The organism is Delftia sp. BGA-UO-ETr-SB1, assembly GCF_059567865.1.
The window spans coordinates 1,841,333-1,859,048 of record NZ_JCAQOW010000004.1 but is presented as its reverse complement, the minus strand read 5'-3'; the positions used below and the strand labels follow the sequence as shown (position 1 = coordinate 1,859,048).

Sequence of the window (17,716 nt, the reverse complement as noted above, 5' to 3'; positions counted from 1 at the left end):
TTGTATCTAAAAATTGGCATGAAATCTGCGGGGAATGCCCTAGGTGCAACTTTTTCATGCGTGTTGGACAGGTTTGGCGGTGCAGGTTTGCGTCTTCAGGGGCTTGTTTTGGGCTTTGTCGTGCATTTTTATTGCGTGCAAGTGCCTTTCGGATGGCCTTCTATGCTTTCTGGGCCTGCATGGCTTTGACGGCGCTCAAAGAAAAAGCCTGCACAAGCAGGCTTGGGCAGGCTTCAGAGGAAGGCCGGTGTGGCGTGCGGATCACATGCCCGCGTAGTTTGGCCCGCCGCCGCCTTCGGGCGTGACCCAGACGATGTTCTGCGTGGGGTCCTTGATATCGCAGGTCTTGCAGTGCACGCAGTTCTGGGCGTTGATCTGCAGGCGCTTGCCGCCCTGGGCCGTGTCGTCCACGAACTCATAGACGCCGGCCGGGCAGTAGCGCTGCTCGGGGCCTGCGTACTTGGCCAGGTTGATGGCCACGGGCACCGAGGCGTCCTTGAGCGTCAGGTGGGCGGGCTGGTCTTCGGCGTGGTTGGTGTTGCTGATGAAGACGCTGGACAGTCGGTCGAAGGTCAGCTTGCCATCGGGCTTGGGATAGTCGATGGGCTTGCACTCGGCCGCAGGCTTCAGGTAGGCGTGGTCGGGCTTGTCGCGGTGCAGCGTCCAGGGGATGTTGCCCTTGAGCACGAACTGCTCGATGCCGTTCATCAGCGTGGCCGTGGTCAGGCCCTTCTTGAACCAGGCCTTGAAGTTGCGCGACTTGTTCAGCTCTTCGTACAGCCAGCTGTTCTCGAAGGCCTCTACATAGGCGCCCAGCTCGTCGCCCTGGCGGCCCGCGACGATGGCGTCATAGGCGGCCTCGGCGGCCAGCATGCCGGTCTTGATGGCGGCATGGCTGCCCTTGATGCGGCTGACGTTCAGGAAACCTGCGTCGCAGCCCACGAGCGCGCCGCCCGGGAACACGAACTTGGGCAGGGACAGCAGGCCGCCGGCCGTGATGGCGCGCGCGCCGTAGCCCAGGCGCTTGGCCGGCTTGATGCCCTTGGACTCGTCGCCTTCCAGGTAGTAGCGGATGTTGGGATGGGTTTTCCAGCGCTGGAATTCCTCGAAGGGGCTCAGGTAGGGGTTGGCATAGTCCAGGCCCGTGATGAAGCCCAGCGTGACCTTGTTGTCGTCCAGGTGGTAGAGGAAGGCGCCGCCGTAGGTCTTGCTGTCCATGGGCCAGCCGGCCGTGTGCATCACGAAGCCGGGCTTGTGGCGTGCCGGGTCGATTTCCCACAGCTCCTTGATGCCCAGGCCGTAGCTTTGCGGGTCCTTGCCGGCGTCCAGCTGGTACTTGGCAATGATCTGCTTGCCCAGGTGGCCGCGTGAGCCTTCGGCAAAGATCGTGTACTTGGCGTGCAGCTCCATGCCCAGCTGGAAGTCGCCCGTGGGCTCGCCGTCCTTGCCGATGCCCATGTTGCCGGTGGCCACGCCCTTGACCGAGCCGTCCTCGTTGTAGAGCACCTCGGCGGCAGCAAAGCCCGGGAAGATTTCAACGCCCAGTGCCTCGGCCTGCTCGCCCAGCCACTTGACCACGTAGCCCAGGCGAACGATGTAGTTGCCGTGGTTCTGAAAGCAGGCCGGCAGCAGGAAGTTGGGCGTGCGCAGGGCGGATTTCTCGCCCAGGAAGACCATGGCGTCATCGGTGACGGGCTGGGTCAGGGGCGCGCCCTTTTCCTTCCAGTCAGGGATCAGCTCGGTCAGCGCACGCGGGTCCATGATGGCGCCCGAGAGGATGTGGGCACCGGGCTCCGAGCCCTTTTCCAGCACGACGACGGAGACATCCTGGCCTTTTTCGGCCGCCAGCTGCTTGAGGCGGATGGCCGTGGCCAGGCCGCCGGGGCCGCCGCCAACCACCACCACGTCGTATTCCATGGCTTCGCGCGGCCCGTACTGGGCCAGGATTTCTTCGTTCGTCATCGGGGTGTCTCGCTTGGATATTGAAAAAACAGGATGTTCGGCAGACCGAACGTTCGTTCGGCTGCAGCGCAAATGCCGCAATGCGGTGGATTCTATGACGTGCGTGGACCCCGTCGTTGCTGATAGGTGACAGCGCGGGAATCCGCCCTGCTGCACAGTGACCGGGGGCTGCGGGGCATGGTGCCTTGCGGTGGCGCTACAACAAGGAGACTGCAGGCATGCGCATAGAGATTCCAGAATATAAAAAATGGGTTCACGAGATGCGATTCAAAGTGCGCTGGGGCGACATGGACGCCATGGGCCATGTCAACAACGCCATGTACTTCCGCTATCTGGAGACTGCCCGCATCGACTGGATGGTTGAAGCGGGCATGGCGCCTACGCCGGGCGGGCAGGGGCCGGTCATCGTCAATGCGTTCTGCAACTTCCACCAGCAGCTGGCCTATCCCGACGAGGTGCTGCTCAAGATGTACGTCAGCGACCCCGGCCGCACCACCTTCGAGACCTGGGGAACCATGGAACGCATCTCCGAGCCCGGCGTCATCTGCGCCGCCGGCGGCGGCACCGTGATCTGGGTGGACTTTCCCAGGCAGAAGGCCATCGAGTTGCCGGGCTGGGTGCGGGAAATGGTGGGATAGCGGCCCTGGCGCCCTTCAGATGATGTGCCTGTGCACTGCACGCCAGGCCATGGCGCCCGGAGTGCCTGCGGGCGAGGGAGCCTCGCGGATCATCGGGTGAACGACACATGCCGTGTCGTCCATGCCCGCATTCCCCCGGAGGTTCGATATGGATTGGTTGCAAAAGCTGCTGTGCCGGCTGTTTGGCTATCGCTGCCCGTTGAGCATCGAGCTCAACGGCGACAGCATTCTCAACGGCTACGGCGTGGACATCACGCCGGTGCAGCGCATCCAGGCGGCACGCCCCTGGTGGACGCTGGATGACAGGTGCATCAACGGCCTGCGGCTGCAAAAACTCATGCTGACGTTTGCCGACGTGCCGCACAACAGCCGCGTCACGGTCATCGCCCTGGGCGCCAATGACGGCTTCGGCCTGGTCCCGCCAGACGAGTACCGGGCCGACCTGCTGGAGGCCGTGCGCATCAGCCGGGAATGTGGCTCCACTCCCGTGTTCACGGGCCTGCCCGGCATGCCGCTGGGGCGCTTTCCCGTGGAATGGACGGACAACCTGGACGCCCTGAACGCGGTGATGCACGACATCGCCACGCAACAGGGCATACCGCACGCCGGCTGGGATGCCGATTTTCGCGGTGACGAGGACCTGAACCCGGATGGCGTGCACCGCACCCAGGCCGCCAGCGACAGGTTGGCGCAACTGCTGATCCAGACGATTGACGGGCTACCGCGCTGAGCCTGCAGAGCCGGGCCGCCGAGCAGCACAGTTCAGGCCGACTGGCGCAGGACCCGCTTCGGTCTGGCTGGCAGCAAGGCGGCGGCCAGCTCGCCGCGCTCGGCAGGGCGCGCATGCCCCTTTGCTCAGAGGGGGAGGGGAATTCGCGACGGATTCGTTGAGCCGTGGAGCATCGGCTGCAGCCCGAGCATCAGATCAAGGTTCTGCACCGCCGCGCCGGCGGCGCCCTTGCCCAGGTTGTCGAACACGGCGGTCAGCAGCACCTGCTGCTCCTGCGGCTGTCCGAACACCGCGAGCCGCATCCGGTTGCTGCCATTGAGCGCGCGCGGATCGAGCCGTTGCGCATCGGCGTCCGCCACCAGGGGTTGCAGCTCGATGCAGGGCTGGCCCTGGTACCGCGCCTGCAGGGCAGCGTGCAGGCTGCGGGCGGTCACACCAGCGGGCAGCAGCCGCAGATGCAGGGCGATGGTCAGCACGATGCCTTGCCGGTAGTGGCCATAGGCCGGCACGAACACCGGCGCATGGGCCAGGCCGGCATGCTGCTGGATCTCGGGCACGTGCTTGTGGTGCAGTCCCAGGCCATAGACCTGCAGGGGCACGGCAGTCGCTTCGGCAGCGCCCTCATGGTCCAGCAGTCCTGCGCGGCCCCGTCCCGAATAGCCCGATACCGCGTGAATGGCCAGCGGGTAGTCGGGCGGCAGCAGGCCCGCGTCGATCAAGGGCCTGAGCAGTGCCAGCGCACCTGTCGGATAGCAGCCGGGATTGCTGACGCGCCGGGCATGGGCGATGCGTTCAGCCTGGCCTGCCTCCAGTTCCGGCAGGCCATAGACCCAGCCCGGCGCGGTGCGATGCGCAGAACTCGCATCGATCACGCGCACGCCGGGCCGGCGCACCAGCGCCACGGCCTCGCGCGCAGCCTCGTCCGGCAGGCACAGCAAGGCGATGTCGCAGTCGTTGAGCGCCTCGGCCCGGTGCGCCGTGCTTTTGCGCAGGTCGGCCGGCAGCTGCAGCAGGCGCAGGTCGGTCCGATCCGCCAGCCATTCGCGCACCTGCAGGCCGGTGGTGCCTTGGTCGCCGTCGATGAAAACAAGAGAGGTCATGGGTTGCTCCGATTGGGTGTGGAGCGCATGTTGCAGCGCCTGCCGCATGCAGGCCAGTTGAATCTGACAAACTACGGATTCATGATTCCTGAATTGCTGGCAACCTGGGACACCGCACCATGCGCGAAATCAATCTGGACCGTCTGCGCACCCTGCTGACGGTGGCCGACCTGGGCTCATTCGCCGCCGCCGCCAAGGTGCTGCACCTGGCGCCGCCCACGGTGACGCTGCATGTGGCGCAGCTCGAAGAGCGTCTGGGAACACGTCTATTGCACCGCGCACCGGCCGGCGTCACCGCCACATCGGCGGGCAGCCTGCTGATAGACAAGGCGCGCCAGCTCCTGGCCGAGGCCGACGATCTCCTGCAGACCGTGCAGCGCCAGATCGCCACGCGTGGGGGCCGCGTGCGCCTGGGCGCCTCCACCGGCGCACTCGCGCACCTCTTGCCCCAGGCGCTGGAAACCCTGGCCGCCCGGCATCCCGAGATCGATGTGCAAGTGGCGGTGATGACCAGCGAGGAAGCCCTGGCGCGCCTGGCTGCCGGCAGCCTGGACATCGGCATCGTTGCCCTGCCACAGCCCGTGCTGCGCGGGCTGCAGGTGCAGGCCTGGCGCCAGGACCCCGTGCTGGCCTTCATCCCGGCCGCCTGGAAGCCGCCGCGGCACATCACGCCCGCCTGGCTTGCGGCCCGTCCGCTGATCGCCAACGACCGTGGCACCCGGCTGTCGCGCCAGACCGCCGAATGGTTTGCCGCAGGCGGCGCCCGGCCGCAGGCACGCATCGAGCTGAACTACAACGACGCAATGAAGAGCCTGGTGGCAGCGGGCTACGGCGCCGCGCTGCTGCCCCATGAGGCCGGCGCACCGCAGCCTGACCCCCGCATCACCACGCGGCCCCTGCGGCCGGCACTGTCAAGGGCGTTGGGCATCGCGCATCGCAAACGGCTGGATGACGACGCGACGACGGTGACGATTGAGGTTTTGATGGGGATGCGGGGGCGTTGAAGGGGGAGGGGGCGCCGTGCGTTCGGGGCAATGGCTGATGTTGCTTGCGCCGCATCAAGCGCGGCCTGGTCGCCCGACTTTGCCCCGGAGCTCGCTGGGGTTGAGTACGTACTCCGGGCTGTCCGCCAGACGTTGAACGGCCAAATCGATGAATGCACGGGCTCGTACTGGCTGGGACGACCTGCTTCCGAAGTAGACGAAGTAGCTGGCGTAGTCCGGCATGTGGTCCACGAGGATCGGGATCAGCTTGCCGGAGCGGATAAACGGTGCCGCGGTGACGCCCGCGAGCTGGGCCAGCACCTTGCCGGCCAGGACGGCTTGCAGCTCAAACAGCTCGTCGTTGCTGCAGATCGTCGGGGCAACTGGCTGGTCGGCGGCCTGGCCGTCGATCTTCACCCGCCACGGCAGCACTTTCCCCGTGCTCGGATGCCGATAGGCGCTGCAGCGGTGTGTGGCCAGGTCAGCCAACGACTCGGGCACACCGTGCTTCGCGAAGTAAGAAGGCGCGCCGCAGATGGGCAACTGAACCGGGAACAGCCGTCGTGCAATCACGCCCTCATGGGGCGACGGGCCGAGGCGAAAGCCCACGTCCACACGATCCTCCACCCAGTTGCCGATACGGTCGTCCAGCAGGACGTCGGGCTGGATCCCTGGATGCATAACGCAAAACTCGTCGACCAGGCGCCAGAGAATCGGCTGGAACGTGGTGCGAGGTCCCGTGATGCGCAGCGGGCCCGCAAATTCATCCCGTGCCGACTTGGCGGACTGCAGCGCTCTGTGCATTCCCGTCACGGCCGGCCGCACGTCTTCGAACAGCCGCTGTCCTGCATCGGTCAGCGACATCACACGCGTTGTCCGATGGAACAGGCGCACGTCCAGATGGGCTTCCAGCTGGGCCAATGCCTTGCTTGCCGCCTGGGGGCTGATGCCAAGGTCTGCTGCAGCTTTGCGCAGGCTGCCAAGTTCCGCTGCCTTGATAAAGGTCGTGATGGATCGAAGCTCGTTGATCGCCATGAATGGCCTCCTCGCGGCTTTCATTGTCATTGAATTGATGCTAATTCAACAACTCAAATGCATCTATTCAGATGCCAGTCCGTTGCCTAAAGTTCGTGCCATCGAACCTCTACAAGGCAAAGCTCATGCAACACGTCGTTCTGAACAACGGTCTTCACATGCCCATGGTCGGGTATGGCGTCTTCCAGATCGCCGATGCCAATGAGTGCCAGCGCAGCGTCGTCGATGCCATCGAAGCCGGCTACCGGCTGATCGATACCGCAGCCTCCTACATGAACGAAGAAGCGGTCGGCAAGGGATTGCGCTCCAGTGGCGTGCCGCGTGACCAGCTCTTCGTCACCAGCAAGCTCTGGGTGCAGGAGACCGGCTACGAGCGCACGCAGCAAGCCATCGACAAGTCCCTGCGTCGGCTGCAGCTCAGCTATCTCGACCTGTACCTGATTCACCAGCCCTTCGGCGACGTCCACGGGTCGTGGCGCGCGATGGAGGACGCCTACCGCGCGGGCAAGCTGCGCGCCATCGGCGTCAGCAACTTCCAACCGGACCGCCTGATGGACATCAAGGCGTTCAACGAGATCGCACCGGCGGTCAACCAAGTCGAAGTGAATCCCTTCCAGCAGCAACTGGAAGCCGTGCCGTTCATGAGAGAGATGGGTGTGCAGGCCGAGGCCTGGGCTCCGTTTGCCGAAGGCCGCAACGGTCTCTTCCAGAACGAAGTGCTGATCGGCATCGCCCGGCACTACGGCAAGTCGGTCGGCCAGGTGGTGCTGCGCTGGCTGGTACAGCGCGGGATCGTCGCGCTCGCCAAGTCGGTCCGCAAGGAGCGCATGGCAGAGAACATCGCCATCTTCGACTTCGCACTCAGCGACGCCCACATGGCAAGCATCGCCACGCTCGACACCAACACGAGCAGCTTCTTCTCTCACCGCGACCCGGCCATCGTCAAGTGGATGTCCGAGCGCAGGCTGGACATCTGAGTGACCGCGATGAACGCCGCGCAATCCTGCCCCATCCGCAACGAGAACAAGGTCCTGGCCATCATCGTTGCCAGCTACCTGATGATCGTCGTGGACATTTCCATCGTCATCACGGGTCTGCCCCGCATCCAGGCAAGCCTGGGCTTCACTTCGGCGCAACTGTCCTGGGTGACCAATGCCTACACGCTGGCTTTCGGTGGCTTGCTGCTCCTGGGTGCCCGCGCTGGCGACATCCTGGGCCGCCGGCGGATGTTCATCCTGGGGCTGGCGCTGTTCACACTCGCCTCCGTCTCCATCGGCCTGGCGCCAGGCGCAAGCTGGTTGCTGGTGTCCCGCGCTATTCAAGGTGTAGGCGCCGCCGTCCTTGCGCCGTCCACGCTCGCACTGCTGTCCACGCATTTCGCGGAGGGGCCAGGCCGCACCCGGGCGCTCTCGCTGTACGCGGCGGCTGCCGGTGTCGGCGCAACCCTGGGCCTGGTCCTGGGTGGCCTGTTCGCTGATTTGGTGTCCTGGCGCGCAGGCTTTTTCATCAACCTGCCGATAGGGTTGCTGTTGATCGTCGCTGCGCGTGGCCACATTGCCGAGACCCAGAAGCAGGAAGGCCAGTTCGACGTGGGCGGCGCCCTCAGCTCGACCATAGGGATGACGGCGCTGGTCTACGGCCTGGTTCGAGCAGCCGAAGCTGGCTGGCACGATGGCCTCGCTCAGGGGGCCCTGGTCGGGGGCATGCTGATGATCCTGCTCTTCATCGGCATTGAGCGCCGGGTCCGGCAACCCATCCTGCCGATGCGCCTGCTCACCAGTCCGCAGCGAGCCGGTGCGTACATCACGCGCATGCTCTTCCTGGGCGGCGCCGTTGGCTTCTGGTTCTTCTGTACGCAGTTCCTGCAGGGCGTGCTGCATCTGCGGCCCATGCAAGCCGGCATTGCCTTCCTGCCCGTGACGCTGCCCAACTTTGCCTTGGCCATGGCCGTGCCCGGGCTGGCCCGCCGCTTCGGCAACGAGACGCTGCTTCTCGCCGGCCTGCTGCTCGGGGTGGTGGGCCTTGCCTGGTTGGGTCAAGCGCATGCGCTATCGAGCTATTGGACGGGCATCGCCCCGCCCATGGTCCTGATCGGACTGGGCCAGGGCTTGTTGCTGGCACCGCTGACCGCGGCCGGTGTGGCGGGAGTGGCGCGTGAGGACGCGGGTGCTGCCTCCGGCCTGGTCAACGTGGCTCACCAGTTGGGGGGAGCACTGGGGCTTGGGCTGCTGGTTCTTGTCTTCGCCAGCGCTGGTTCGTCCATCGAGCAACAAGACAGTGCTGCCCTCGCGCATCGCATTGCTGCCGTCATGGACGTGGCTGCTTTGTTGCTCGGCCTGGCGCTGATCGTCTCGTGGTTCTTTATCGTCAAGCCGCACCGCCGCCATCAGGCGAAACAACAGGAGGCGCTCTCGTGAAATCACTGCTTTCAATGGCCCTGAGCGGTGCGGTGACAGCCGCTGCGGCGCAGTCAGCCGGTCCTGGCGCAATGCCGCCCGTCGTCGAAGTTCGCCCCGCGTCTGCGCAGCAGGTCAGCGTTGGATCGGCCCAGACGTTCACCGGCGACGTCCGCATCAGCTCACCCTTTCAGGCGCTGCTCCCCGCAACGGCCGGTGGAGCGACCGTCACGTTCACGGCCCGTGCGCGGACGGCCTGGCATACCCATCCGCTCGGTCAGACGCTGATCGTCACCGAGGGACAGGGCCTTGTGCAACAACAAGGCCAGCCGGCGCTCATCATTCGCCCGGGCGATGTCGTGACCATCCCGCCCAACGTGCGCCACTGGCATGGCGCCGGGCCGTCAGGCTCCATGACCCACATCGCCATTGCCGAGAAAGAAAACGGCAGCGCTGTGGCCTGGCAGGACAAACTCTGCGAGCAGGACTACCAGGCCGCCGTGGTGAGCGCAGGCCTTTCCGCGATGACCGGCCAGAGGGCACAGCAGCCACAGCAGCCACAGAAGCCACAGGAGCCACAGAGGGTCGTGCAGCCTGCGTCCGATTCGCTGAGCCCCAGGCAACGCGCCATTCCGCTCATGGCCGCCTTCACGGCAATCAGTGACATGCCCCGGCTGGGCATGGCACTGAACCAGGGGCTGGACGCGGGCATGACAGTCAGCGAGGCCAAGGAGGTCCTGGTGCAGCTCTACGCCTACGCGGGCTTCCCCAGAAGTCTCAATGCGCTCGGCGAACTGCTCAAGGTCGTCGAGCTGCGCAAGCAGCGCGGCCTGCAGGACGCTCCGGGTCACGACCCCAGCCGAGCCGTGTCCACCGGCCGTGAGTTGGTGCTGGCCGGCCAGGCCAATCAGACCGAGATTTCCGGTGGACCGGTCCAGGGCCCGGTGTTCGAGTTCGCGCCGATCATCAATCAGTTTCTGCAGGCTCACCTGTTTGGCGACATTTTCGAGCGCGACAACCTCGATTGGCGCAGCCGCGAGCTGGCCACGGTCGGAGCGCTGGCTGCGACACCGGGTGCAGAGAACCAGCTGCGGTCCCACATGCGAGCCAGCCTGCGCGTGGGTCTGACCGCATCGCAACTGCGGCAGCTGAGCCAAGCGCTGGCGCAAGAGGTCGGCCCCGAGGTGGCAGCCCGCGCCAATGACGCACTCGTGCAGGCCCTCGACGCTGCATCCAAAGGCAGATGATGAGCATCACCCGCATCTTCCGCGCAGGAGCACTTGTCTTGGCTGTATCGCTGGCAGGTTGCGCCTCTCATTCGGACAGTTCGCCGAGGCCCCTGGCCATTCAGCGCCAGGGCAGCTTCGCGGTCGGTGGCGTTGTGAAGACGGTGCCCGGCGTCTACGACAACGACAAGCCGACAAGCGCAGGGCAAAGCTTCCACGGCGATCACCTCTACGCCTTCTATCAGGTCCCGCAGAATCCGAGGCCTTTGCCCATCGTGATGCTGCACGGCGCCTTCCAGTCGGCTCGGAGCTGGGAAACGACGTCGGATGGCCGCGAGGGCTTCCAGAACCTGTTCCTGCGCCGCGGCTTCCCGGTCTACCTTGTCGATCAGCCGCGCCGAGGCCGGGCCGGCAACAGCACCGTCGCCACGACGACCGAGCCGACGCCCTACGACCAGCTGTTCTTCGACCAGTTCCGTTTTGGCAAGTGGCCGAGCTATTTCGACAACGTGCAGTTCGACCGCCAGCCGGAGACACTGAACCAGTTCCTGCGCTCGGTGACGCCGAACACCGGTGCCTATGACGCCAACGTGATCGCCGAGGCGATGGCTGCGCTCTTCACCAAGACAGGCCCGGCCATCCTCTTCACGCACTCACAGGGCGGCGGACCTGGCTGGCTGACAGCCATCAAGAGCGCCAACGTCAAGGGCGTCGTGGCGTTCGAGCCGGGCAGCGGCTTCATCTTCCCGCCGGGGGAGTTGCCGGCCGCCATGCCCAGCGCTGCGGGAACCCTGGCGCCGGAGGCTGTCTCGGCACAAGACTTCCAAAAGCTCACCCGCATCCCCATCGTCATTTACTACGGCGACAACTTTCCCACTGAGCCCACCACCGAGCGCGGCCAGGACAACTGGCGCGTCCGGCTCGCCATGGCTCGCCTTTGGGTGGACGCCGTCAACAGGCACGGCGGAGATGCGCAGCTCGTGCATCTGCCTGAGGTGGGCATACGCGGGAACACCCACTTCATCATGTCCGACCTGAACAACGTCCAGATCGCGGACCTGGTGTCTTCCTTCCTCACCAGGAAGAGGCTCGATTGACCCTTTCGCCTGGTTCGCAAGAACCGCACAGATGTCTCAGTAGATCGGACGACCCATGACCCACGTATCCATTGACACGAAGCGCCGCGAGTTCCTGGGCACTTCGGCCATCGCAATTTCTGCAGCAGCCCTCGGAGCTACAGCCATGGCCTTTCCCTCGCCGTCAACAGCGGCCGATTACAAGAAGAACCCCTTCACGCTCGTCTATGGCGACGCCATCACGCAGAACCTGCCTGGCAAGGTGAACATCCACCCGGTGAAGTACAAACTTGGCGGCTTGGACATCGTGGCCAATGTCTATACGCCGGCGAACTTCGACCCGGCAAGGAAGTACCCCGCTGTCGTCGTTGCACACCCCAACGGTGGTGTGAAAGAACAGACCGCCGGTCTGTATGCCCAACGCTTGGCCGAGCATGGCTACGTGGCGATCACGGCCGATGCAGCCTATCAAGGCGGCAGCGGTGGCCTGCCGCGTTCAGTGGACACGCCGATGAACCGCATCGAGGACATTCATGGCATGGCGGACTTCATCACCACCTACGCGGGCGTCGATGCGGATCGTCTCGGCCTCCTCGGCATCTGCGGTGGCGGCGGCTATTCGCTGGCAGCGGCGAAGACGGACAAGCGCTTCAAGTCCGTTGCAACGCTGAGCATGTTCAATTCCGGCAGGGTCCGCCGCAACGGTTTCGCAGACTCGCAGCTATCCACGATCCAGCAGCGCCTGAAGCAGGCCTCGGATGCCCGTGCTCAGCAGGTGGCCGGTGGCAAGATCCTCTACTCGGGCGACGCGGACATGACGGACGAGCAGATCGCAGCGCTGCCCTTCGAGATGTACCGACAGGGCTATGAGTACTACTGGCGCACGCATGCCCATCCCGGCTCGACCTTCAAGTACACGACGAGCAGCCTGCTGGACCTGATGCGCTGGGACGCCACTGACCAGATCGAACTGATCGAGCAACCCTTGTTGATGATTGCCGGCAGCAAGGCGGACAGCCTCTACATGACCGAGGAGGCGTTCGCCAAGGCCAGCGGTGCCAAGGACAAGGAGCTGTTCAAGATCCAGGGCGCAACCCACATTGAAACCTATTGGGTCCCTGAATACGTTGAGGCCGTGGTGGCCAAGCTGGTCCCGTTCTACGGGAAGAACATTTGACAGGGCGGGGGGAAACACTCCGATGCAATACGGGCGTGTGAAGGCGGCTGAGTCCAATGACAGTGAACGCCAATGCAGCCTGGCGGCTGCTGGAGGGCCGTTCTCGCGGCTCATGGATGGGCGCTGCCGGCCCGAACCGGGCCTTCACCAGGTGCACCAAAGCAGGTCGCAGTGTCCAGGCCCCAGGCCCCAGGCTCCCCGGCATGATGGAGACGCCGGGGTTTTGCAGACAGCCATTTGTCTTTGACCTGGTATCAGGGATCTGTAGTTTGCCGCTTGACCTTCAACTCAAGTTGAAGCTTAAGCTCCATATCCTCTCATCACACAAGATGCTGCAAGGATCGATATGCAAACCATTTTGGGCGCCAATGGCCAGATCGCTGTGGAGCTGGCGCGCGAGCTCCAGCGCAACTACACGCAGAACCTGCGCCTGGTCAGCCGCAAGCCGCGCAAGGTGAACGATACGGACGAGCTGGTGTCCGCCGACTTGATGAATTCCGCGCAAACCCTGGAGGCCGTGCGTGGCAGCGAGGTCGTGTACTTCACCGCTGGCCTGCCACCAGACACCGAGTTATGGGAGGGGCAGTTTCCTGCCATGCTGCGCAACGCGCTCGATGCCACGCGGGCAGCGGGGGCCAAATTTGTCTATTTCGACAACACCTACATGTACCCGCAAAGCGCGCAGCGGCAGACCGAGGAAACCGCCTTTGCCCCGGTGGGCCGCAAGGGGCGCGTGCGCGCCTTGATGGCCGAGATGGTGCTGGCCGAGATGCAGCGCGGCGATATCCCCGTCGCCATTGCCCGCGCGCCAGAGTTCTACGGCCCCGGCAAAACCCAAAGCATCACCAACACCCTGGTGCTCGGCCCGCTCAAGGCGGGCCAGAAGGCCAAAGTGCCGGTCCGTGACGACAAGCTGCGCACCCTCATCTGGACGCCCGATGCAAGCCGCGCCATGGCTGCCATTGGCAATGCGCAAGATGCGTATGGCCAGACCTGGCATCTGCCTTGCTGGGACGAGCGGCTGACCTATCAGGCCTTTGTGAACCTGGCGGCTGCAACCTTTGGGGTTGAGCCGCGCTACAAGGTACTGAGCCACCTGGCCATGGTGGTTGCTGGCTGGGTCTCCAAGCCTGTGCGCGAACTGCGTGAACTACTGCCACGCTACGCACACGACAATGTGTTTGATTCGTCCAAGTTCAAGCGCCGCTTTCCCGACTTTGCTGTCACCAGCTACGCACAGGGCCTCAAGCAAATCGCGCAGGAGTCTTCATGAGTACGCCACGTGTCTTGCATGTCGTCACCAATGTCGCCCATTACGACGACCCTGCGCACGCCACAGGGCTGTGGCTGTCGGAGCTGACCCATGCCTGGGATGTGTTTGCTGCGCAAGGGTACCCGCAGCAACTGGTGAGCCCGCTGGGTGGCGCCGTACCACTGGAGCCGCGCGCACTCCAATGGCCTTTCTTCGATGCCTCGGCCAAAGCCTGGCTCGATGATCCCGCGCGCATGGCCCTGCTGGCGAACACTGCAGCACCTGCCGATATCGATGCGAACGATTTCGATGCCATCTACTTCACTGGAGGGCATGCGGTGATGTGGGATTTTCCCGATAGTGCGGGGCTGCAGCGCATCACACGCAGCATCTGGGAGCGAAGTGGCATCGTTGCATCGGTTTGCCACGGCTACTGCGGCCTGCTCAATACGCAGCTCAGCGACGGCTCTTTGCTGGTCGCGGGCAAACGGGTCACGGGTTTTTCATGGACGGAAGAAATCCTGGCCGGAGTGGCCCGGTCCATGCCCTACAACGCCGAGCAGGAAATGAAGATGCGCGGTGCGCGCTATCAAAAAGCCTTGCTGCCTTTTATCTCGTATACGGTGGCCGATGGCCGCCTCATCACCGGGCAAAACCCGGGGTCGGCCAAAGCGACTGCAAAGCAGGTGGTGCAGGCTCTGGCAAGGCGCTAGGGCCGCGTGCCAAACTGCCGAAGGCCTATGCCACGCTTGCCCGCTTCCTGTGTCCGGTGCGCATGAGCTTGCCCATTTTTTCTTCAGCCGCTGCTTCAGAGGCCAGGGATTCGGATTGCTGGGCCAGTACATGGGAGAGCACACGGCGTGCGTTGTCGTGGCAATCCATGTTGTCTGGCCGCGCTTCAATATCGGTCAACAAAGCCTGCAACTGCTTTTTGCTGGTCTGCAGCTTTTTCTCCATGGCCTTGATATCGGCAATTTTTTGGCGCAGCGCGCCCACGACCGCCTCATGGTCCCAGCCTTGCAGGCCGGGCGGCAAGAGTGCACGAATTTCATCCAGGCTGAAGCCCACGCCCTGCGCCATCGCAATCAGCTCCAGCATCTGCACCATCTCAGGCGGATAGCTGCGGTAGCCATTCAAGCCACGCTCAGCCGCTTGCAGCAGGCCGCTTTGCTCATAAAAACGAATGCGTGATGTGGACAGGCCTGTGCGTTTGCTCAGTTCACCAATGTTCATGCGCAACCTTCGGCAAGGGGTCCTTGACCTTCAACAAGGCTTGAAGCTTATCGCATTCGCAAGCCCTTCGTTGCGGCGGCAATTTGCGGCGAGCGCGACGTGCCCTTGTCGAAGAATGCGTGCTGGCGGCCATTCAAGGGCCAAGACACCTACCTCGCATCGCCTGGCTTCCTTGTTCCACTGCGTCGCATACAGACGTACGGCAGCACGAAGAGGTACAGACCGCTCAACAGCAAGAGAAAGAGCGGGGGCAGCGGCGAGTAGCTGACCCAGGAGGGAGGTTCCCCCTGCGCCCGGACAATGAAGTTGGCGAGGACGGTGACCGTGAAGGCGACGGACAGCCAGCGGTGGATCTGCCGGATCCGGTGGTTCCAGTTCAAGGCGGCCTCCCTTAGCGGCGCGCCTGGATCATCTTCCACCCGTTCCCCGACGGATCGCGGAAGCCTGCGTCCACGGTGCCGTACCGTGCCACGGGTTCCTGCGTGAATTCCACCCCGCTTGCGAGCATTCGGTCATAGGCCGCGCGGCAGTCATCCACGGTCAGTACGAGGGGCGGCATGGCGCCTTTGGCCACAATCGCGCGCACTGCCTGCGCCGTTGCTGCGTCGAGCACGGGCGGGCCGGGTGTGAACAGGCCGAGCTGGAACGACGGCTGTTCCGGGTGCTGCACCGTGAGCCAGCGATAGTCGCCGTTTGCCACGTCCGTGTGGACGCGGAACCCGAGTTTGTCGACATAGAACGCGAGTGCTTCGTCTTGATCGCGCACATACAAACCAACCACTTCAACGCCTTGAATCATGGGATCTCCTGTTGTTCGGGTTCGTTTGTATCGCTTGTTGCCCGGCGTCGCTTCTCCGAAACTGCGGTCGTGAGGTCGGGGCGGTGCGCGGCGCTGACGATGCAGGCGGGCACGCGGCCCAGCTCGCGCATCGTCGCCCGGGCGCGCACCCGGACTGCGCTGGGACTGTCGCCTGTGATATCGCGGAAGGTGCGCCCGAAGGTGCCCAGGCTTGCCCAGCCTGTATCAAAGGCGATGTCGGTAATGGCCAGATCGGTTTCGCGCAGCAGCGTCATTGCCCGCTCGATGCGCCGCGTGAGCAAGTACCGGTGCGGCGGACTGCCGAAGGCCTGCTTGAACGACCGGGCGAAGTGCGCTTCGGACACGCCACTGACCTGCGCCAGTCGCCCGACAGGCCAGGCCTCGTGCGATGCGGCGTCAATGCTGTCCTTCGCGCGCAGCAGCCGGCGCAACAGTTCAGGATCCTGGTGTGCAAGGTCGTTGTTCATGCCGTCTCCGGTGCCATCGGGAAGCATTTTCGTCTCTTGGGAGTCCACGGTTTGGGAATAGACCCCTGCGCGCGAACTGTATGGATGGACAGTAGAATTTCGGGCTCGATAGTTTCCACAAGGGAAGGGTCTGGACATGTCCGCAGAACTCGAACAAGAAGTCGTCTCAATCTTCGAAGACCGCCTTTGGCATCACAACGGCTGGGAGGCCCGCGTCATCAAGAATGAAGACGACGATGGCTGGGCCGTTGCCATGACCCAGGACGGCCAGGTGGAGCCAAGCCTGGTCGGCCCGTGGACCATGGGCCGCGACAAGAAAAATCCCAAGCCGCTGGACGTTTCCGCCTTCAACACGCTGGTGAAGACGGCGCACGAGGTGATGCGCCGGCATGAGCAGCATCTGGCAGCGCAGTTGCACAAGGATGTGCAGATCGTGGTGGGCGGGTCACGCGTGACCGTCTCTCTGGATATCGAGCCCGATGAGGACAATCCCAGCGCCACGCTCACCGCCACTGCCGCCGACGGCAGCGAGCTGGCCAAGGTGGGAGTCAGGCCGGACCATCAGCTCACCCGGACGTCTGCGCAAGCCTGGGCAGAGGCTGGCTACCCCCGTCCCAGCGAGGACTGAGCCGCGGGCAAGGCCGGGGAATCAGGGGGCTGCTTCACAGCTGCCTTCCAAGGCGGATATGCGGCTTTGCGGCTTTGCCACACGCTCTAGATGTGCAGCATGGCCAGCCCGCCCACGCCAAGGCCTAGCGCTGCCACGCCGAGCATGGCGTATTCCAGCCATTTCTTCTTGGTCAGCAGCGCGATGGCTGCAAGGGCAATGGCGACCTGCAGCGCGGTGGTGGCCTGCGCCCAGCGGTGATGCAGGTGCATCTGCATCTCGGACTTCTCGTCCCATTGCCGGGCCTCGGCTTCCAGGCGGTCGGCATCGCGCTTGATGTCGTCCTTTTCCTTTTCGTAGCGCTCCACCTTGGCCTGGTAGGCCGCCCGCCTGTCCTCCGTGGTCGCCAGATCACGCGCGAACTCGGACAACGATTGCTTGGTGCTCTTGGCCTGGAAGAAGGCCCATTGGTTGGCCGCTTCGGTCTTCTTGATGGCTGCGTCGTTCTTGTACAGCCCGGCATTGGCCTGGGTGGCGCCGCCCATGTACGCGAAGATGGCGCCCACCGTGGCGATGACTGCCGTGCACATGGCGATCTGGTTGGTCAGGCTGCCGCCGCCGATGCCGTGGTGGGCGGTTTGGCCATGCTCGCCCTGGGCAGCATGTTCGAGTTCGTGATCGTGTGGGCCGTGGACGTGAAAGCCGCCGGAAGACATAGGTGCCAATTCCTTGATGCAATGGGGTGGCGCATTATGGGGCCGGCCTGGCGGCAATCCAGGGCTCCCAGGATGTGCGGGGCGCATGGCCCGCTTGGAGGTCAGCGCCTTGGCTGGCGGCCTGCAGATGGGGGAGTGGGATCAGGCGGCAGTCGCGCGGTGCGGCAGCGCTGCGAGCAGTATTTGACCTCGTCCCAATCACGTGCCCATTTTTTGCGCCATGTGAACGCAAGACCGCAGCACGCGCACAGCTTGGAGGGCAGGTGGGGCTTCTTGTGCATGGTGCGGGCGTTCCTGT

The 17,716-nt window shown here is 64.3% G+C and carries 19 protein-coding genes; 11 read left to right on the top strand and 8 right to left on the bottom strand.

Annotated elements, in window-relative coordinates; translation table 11 throughout:
• Window positions 1–261: 261 nt before the first annotated feature.
• The gene (locus tag AC57B5_RS09180; RefSeq protein ID WP_063325586.1) at window positions 262–1,962 is read right to left on the bottom strand and encodes an electron transfer flavoprotein-ubiquinone oxidoreductase; all 1,701 of its coding nucleotides are present in this window, start codon (window positions 1,960–1,962) and stop codon (window positions 262–264) included.
• A 218-nt stretch (window positions 1,963–2,180) separates the two neighbouring features.
• Between AC57B5_RS09180 and AC57B5_RS09175 the strand changes: the two genes are divergently transcribed.
• On the top strand, window positions 2,181–2,600 hold the full coding sequence (locus AC57B5_RS09175; RefSeq protein WP_141831558.1) for an acyl-CoA thioesterase: 420 nt from the start codon (window positions 2,181–2,183) through the stop codon (window positions 2,598–2,600).
• A gap of 148 nt (window positions 2,601–2,748) precedes the next feature.
• Window positions 2,749–3,330 carry a GDSL-type esterase/lipase family protein gene (locus AC57B5_RS09170; RefSeq protein WP_013801954.1) on the top strand — a complete coding sequence of 194 codons (582 nt, stop codon included), beginning with the start codon at window positions 2,749–2,751 and terminating at the stop codon, window positions 3,328–3,330.
• Between the two features lie 125 nt (window positions 3,331–3,455).
• Here AC57B5_RS09170 and argC read toward each other — a convergent pair whose 3' ends face one another.
• Window positions 3,456–4,430, bottom strand: a complete 975-nt coding sequence (gene argC, locus AC57B5_RS09165; protein WP_496399332.1) for an N-acetyl-gamma-glutamyl-phosphate reductase — start codon at window positions 4,428–4,430, stop codon at window positions 3,456–3,458.
• Window positions 4,431–4,549: 119 nt separating this feature from the next.
• Between argC and AC57B5_RS09160 the strand changes: the two genes are divergently transcribed.
• Entirely contained in the window at window positions 4,550–5,434 is an 885-nt protein-coding gene (locus tag AC57B5_RS09160) for a LysR family transcriptional regulator (protein ID WP_496399331.1), read from the top strand.
• A gap of 54 nt (window positions 5,435–5,488) precedes the next feature.
• Here the strand turns inward: AC57B5_RS09160 and AC57B5_RS09155 are convergent, their stop codons facing one another.
• Window positions 5,489–6,448 carry a LysR family transcriptional regulator gene (locus tag AC57B5_RS09155; protein ID WP_496399330.1) on the bottom strand — a complete coding sequence of 320 codons (960 nt, stop codon included), beginning with the start codon at window positions 6,446–6,448 and terminating at the stop codon, window positions 5,489–5,491.
• Between the two features lie 125 nt (window positions 6,449–6,573).
• Between AC57B5_RS09155 and AC57B5_RS09150 the strand changes: the two genes are divergently transcribed.
• From AC57B5_RS09150 to AC57B5_RS09120, 7 genes are all read left to right on the top strand, one after another.
• On the top strand, window positions 6,574–7,425 hold the full coding sequence (locus tag AC57B5_RS09150; RefSeq protein ID WP_454708614.1) for an aldo/keto reductase: 852 nt from the start codon (window positions 6,574–6,576) through the stop codon (window positions 7,423–7,425).
• 9 nt (window positions 7,426–7,434) lie between these two features.
• Window positions 7,435–8,865 carry an MFS transporter gene (locus AC57B5_RS09145; RefSeq protein ID WP_496399446.1) on the top strand — a complete coding sequence of 477 codons (1,431 nt, stop codon included), beginning with the start codon at window positions 7,435–7,437 and terminating at the stop codon, window positions 8,863–8,865.
• Window positions 8,862–10,091 carry a (R)-mandelonitrile lyase gene (locus tag AC57B5_RS09140; protein WP_496399329.1) on the top strand — a complete coding sequence of 410 codons (1,230 nt, stop codon included), beginning with the start codon at window positions 8,862–8,864 and terminating at the stop codon, window positions 10,089–10,091. The genes AC57B5_RS09145 and AC57B5_RS09140 overlap by 4 nt, the downstream gene beginning before the upstream one ends.
• A complete protein-coding gene (locus AC57B5_RS09135) occupies window positions 10,088–11,167 on the top strand; it encodes an alpha/beta hydrolase (protein WP_496399328.1) in 1,080 nt (359 codons plus the stop codon). The genes AC57B5_RS09140 and AC57B5_RS09135 overlap by 4 nt, the downstream gene beginning before the upstream one ends.
• Before the next feature lie 55 nt (window positions 11,168–11,222).
• Window positions 11,223–12,323 (top strand): alpha/beta hydrolase, encoded by a 1,101-nt coding sequence (locus tag AC57B5_RS09130; protein ID WP_496399327.1) that lies wholly within the window; start codon window positions 11,223–11,225, stop codon window positions 12,321–12,323.
• 346 nt (window positions 12,324–12,669) lie between these two features.
• Entirely contained in the window at window positions 12,670–13,596 is a 927-nt protein-coding gene (locus tag AC57B5_RS09125) for an NAD-dependent epimerase/dehydratase family protein (RefSeq protein ID WP_496399326.1), read from the top strand.
• On the top strand, window positions 13,593–14,288 hold the full coding sequence (locus AC57B5_RS09120; RefSeq protein ID WP_496399325.1) for a type 1 glutamine amidotransferase domain-containing protein: 696 nt from the start codon (window positions 13,593–13,595) through the stop codon (window positions 14,286–14,288). The genes AC57B5_RS09125 and AC57B5_RS09120 overlap by 4 nt, the downstream gene beginning before the upstream one ends.
• 25 nt (window positions 14,289–14,313) lie before the next feature.
• On the opposite strand, the gene AC57B5_RS09115 is transcribed toward AC57B5_RS09120, so the two are convergent.
• The 3 genes from AC57B5_RS09115 to AC57B5_RS09105 form a co-directional block, all read right to left on the bottom strand.
• The gene (locus AC57B5_RS09115; RefSeq protein ID WP_043821582.1) at window positions 14,314–14,808 is read right to left on the bottom strand and encodes a MerR family transcriptional regulator; all 495 of its coding nucleotides are present in this window, start codon (window positions 14,806–14,808) and stop codon (window positions 14,314–14,316) included.
• 391 nt (window positions 14,809–15,199) lie between these two features.
• Window positions 15,200–15,607: a VOC family protein gene (locus AC57B5_RS09110; protein WP_013801980.1), complete on the bottom strand. Its 408-nt coding sequence runs from the start codon at window positions 15,605–15,607 to the stop codon at window positions 15,200–15,202.
• Complete coding sequence (locus AC57B5_RS09105; protein ID WP_088165458.1) at window positions 15,604–16,095, bottom strand: helix-turn-helix domain-containing protein; 492 nt, start codon at window positions 16,093–16,095, stop codon at window positions 15,604–15,606. Before AC57B5_RS09105 ends, AC57B5_RS09110 begins: the two co-directional genes overlap by 4 nt.
• A gap of 136 nt (window positions 16,096–16,231) precedes the next feature.
• Here AC57B5_RS09105 and AC57B5_RS09100 point away from each other — a divergent pair, with 136 nt between their 5' ends.
• Entirely contained in the window at window positions 16,232–16,723 is a 492-nt protein-coding gene (locus AC57B5_RS09100; protein ID WP_012206106.1) for a hypothetical protein, read from the top strand.
• Window positions 16,724–16,809: 86 nt separating this feature from the next.
• Here AC57B5_RS09100 and AC57B5_RS09095 read toward each other — a convergent pair whose 3' ends face one another.
• Window positions 16,810–17,418, bottom strand: a complete 609-nt coding sequence (locus AC57B5_RS09095; protein WP_012206105.1) for a DUF4337 domain-containing protein — start codon at window positions 17,416–17,418, stop codon at window positions 16,810–16,812.
• A gap of 101 nt (window positions 17,419–17,519) precedes the next feature.
• The gene (locus tag AC57B5_RS09090) at window positions 17,520–17,699 is read right to left on the bottom strand and encodes a DUF2256 domain-containing protein (RefSeq protein ID WP_013801983.1); all 180 of its coding nucleotides are present in this window, start codon (window positions 17,697–17,699) and stop codon (window positions 17,520–17,522) included.
• Window positions 17,700–17,716: the final 17 nt, after the last annotated feature.